We start from the raw sequence: 2,816 nt of genomic DNA, 5'->3' as shown, positions 1-2,816 counted from the left end.
AAATCTCATTTTCAAAGTTCGTACCTTTGCGCTTTAAACTTAGTTGGTAATACAACTTAGAATCTCAATAAAAATGATTGAAATAGGAAAATACAATACGCTTACTATATTACGTGATACCAAAGTGGGGTTGTTTTTGGGCGACCCAGAAAAAGACCCTGAAGGAATACACGATATACTTTTACCTAATAAATATGTGCCAAATGAATTTGAAATAGGTGAGGAGCTTATTGTTTTTGTGTATTTGGATCATGAAGAACGTCCAGTTGCCACAACTTTGGAGCCTTATATATTACTGAATGAGTTTGCTCTTTTACGTGTGAATTATACCAATCAAATTGGTGCTTTTATGGATTGGGGAATGGAGAAGGATATATTGGTGCCTTTCAAGGAACAGGCTCGTCCTATGGAAAAAGGAAAACGCTATTTGGTTTATCTTTATATGGATGAAAAAACCAATCGTTTGGTAGCCTCCAGTAAATTGAACCAATTTTTGAAAAATGACCATCTTACAGTTGAAAAAGGGGAAGAAGTGGAGCTTATCGTTTCTCATATCACCGAATTGGGTATCAATGTAATCATCAATGAGCAACACAAAGGATTGTTGTACAAAGATGAAGTTTATGATGATGCTATACGTACGGGAGATCGTATGCGAGGATATATCAAGAATATCAGACCTGATAACAAGATAGATGTTTCGTTGCAAATTCAAGGTTATCAAAGTATAGAGCCCAATGCCGAAAAAATTCTGGATGAACTAAGAGCCAGTAGAGGTTTTTTACGTCTAACTGATAATTCACACCCGGAAGATATCAAGACAGTTTTAAAGATGAGCAAGAAAACCTTTAAAAAAGCCATTGGCGCTTTGTATAAGGAAAAGTTAATCGAGATTAAAGAAGACGGGATCTATTTAGTTAAGGAATAAAAAAAGGAAGGCTAATCATTTTGATTAGCCTTTCTCTTTTACTTTTGTTTGTACCCTATAGATATAAACAAAAATAAAACATTTTCGAACATTTTAAAAAGTATATTCAAGCACTTTATATACTTAACGTATATGTAATACAAGTAATCACAAAGCGTAAATTACTTTATTAAATGGTTTGTCTATAAATCAAAACATTAACTGTATTTAGTAAAGTATAAATTTCACATTAAAACCATTGGTTATCTATACATTTAAAGATTACATCTGTTATTGTACTTGTGTAAAGTAGTTAGATTGTAAATCTTTTACTTAACCCTGAGGTGTTACTTTCTATGAATTACTATTTTGGCAAACGTTTCATTTATTTGCTTGTACTTTAAAATAGTTTTTGTGTAAATTATATAATTTAAAACCATAAAAATAGAAGCGACAATAATTTCAAATTCACTCAAAAAAATCATTTTTTAGGTTAATAAATCAGTGAAAACTCCGTGCTAATCTGAATTAATAACTAACGTTGATTTTACTATAGAATAATGATTAGCATGAGTTAAAATTAATAATTATTTGTTCTCATTGATGTTAAAATCCAATTTATTTTTAAATTTTAACGCTTCTACTTGATTTAAAATTTTATTGAAAGAAACAATTTAATAAAATGATTTTCAGTATGTTAAAAATACTTATATATTAAAATTGCATATTGAAATTTAATCCCCAAATAGCTTTGTTGACTCCTTTATCAAAACCGATAGGCGCCAGACTTAATTGTGTTTTAGTTTTTTCTTTATAACCAAAACTATCCAATAAGGTATTGAAAGGATCAATTAAAAACAATGTGGTGTATCCTAAGGCTTTTGAGTTTAATACTTTTTTATCGTGTCTTAAAATACTTTTTTTGGCATAGAAAAAGCCTTCTCCTACAACAGAACCAACTACTGGTGTGATTATTAAATCTTGTTTTGATGGGATTTCGGCAAATGCCTCTATTCCATATTCCCAAAAACAGGTGGACATAAAAGCAGAATATAAAAAAGATTCAAGCATATTAAAACCACTACTTCTTGCCGTCATATAATAAACTCCACCAGAATAAGGGTGAGTAATCCAGTTCAAAACCCAATCATCTTCATCCCAAACAGGGCCTGCTTTTACATTTTGTTTCCATTTATAGGTGATTCCATTTTCTTTCATCGCTTCCTTGTCCCAATTGGTAACACTTTCAGGCATGGCGTAAAGAACTCCAAAGGCAATTATAGTAGCTCCTACATACATTGCGGTATCATACCCCAATCTTGTGTAATCTCTTTTCGTTGGAGGATATGCGATGCCGTTTTGTTGTACCAATGTACTATCGGTTAATGAAAGCATATTGTAATTGTAAGGAGTTATACTCTCTGTACTTTCTTTTTGAGAAATAGAGGCGACAATTGTATTTTGGGGAAGTGACGATGGTAATTGATTCTGATTGTTTATTGACTGCTCTTCTTGTTGAGCAAAAATGGTATTTCCAGAAAGTAAAATTATAAAGGCGTATAAAACGGGTTTAAGTAGATTCATTTTAGGATTTAATACTTTTAAAAAGATGACCAAATACGTATTTGGGTAAAATTATAAATTGTTTTTGCTTTCATAACTATTGAATTACAATCCCTTCGCGATTGAATTCGTTCAGTTTTTAAACGCGGCAAATATAATTAATTAATGGGAACTAGGTAGGCATTTTTACATCTTAATCTTAAATTAATAATTAGGGTATTTCAAGGGGTATACTATCTATATCTCCATGGTTAAATGCATTATTAAGTTAAATAATGATGAATTAGCAATCTAGTAGAGAAATAATGAATAAATCTTGACAATGTTTTTATCGTATATGGGTTCG

General features: G+C 30.8%; 2 protein-coding genes. One reads left to right on the top strand and one right to left on the bottom strand.

Features of this window, described 5'->3' with window-relative positions; all coding sequences use genetic code 11:
- The first annotated feature begins 73 nt into the window (after positions 1-73).
- A complete protein-coding gene (locus VFS71_RS17065; protein ID WP_326402805.1) occupies positions 74-928 on the top strand; it encodes a CvfB family protein in 855 nt (284 codons plus the stop codon).
- A gap of 693 nt (positions 929-1,621) precedes the next feature.
- Here the strand turns inward: VFS71_RS17065 and VFS71_RS17060 are convergent.
- Positions 1,622-2,491 (bottom strand): DUF3943 domain-containing protein, encoded by an 870-nt coding sequence (locus VFS71_RS17060; RefSeq protein WP_326402803.1) that lies wholly within the window; start codon positions 2,489-2,491, stop codon positions 1,622-1,624.
- Between the last annotated feature and the right edge of the window lie 325 nt (positions 2,492-2,816).

Source organism: Flavobacterium sp. (assembly GCF_035760125.1).
Classification (GTDB): Bacteria; Bacteroidota; Bacteroidia; order Flavobacteriales; family Flavobacteriaceae; genus Flavobacterium.
Note: the sequence above shows the minus strand (reverse complement) of the source record. Positions and strands in the feature narration are given on the sequence as shown.

Bases quoted from the DNA above. Each gene is read 5' to 3' on its own strand.
- VFS71_RS17060 (WP_326402803.1), bottom strand. From the start codon at position 2,491: ATGAATCTACTTAAACCCGTTTTATACGCCTTTATAATTTTACTTTCT.
- VFS71_RS17065 (WP_326402805.1), top strand. From the start codon at position 74: ATGATTGAAATAGGAAAATACAATACGCTTACTATATTACGTGATACC.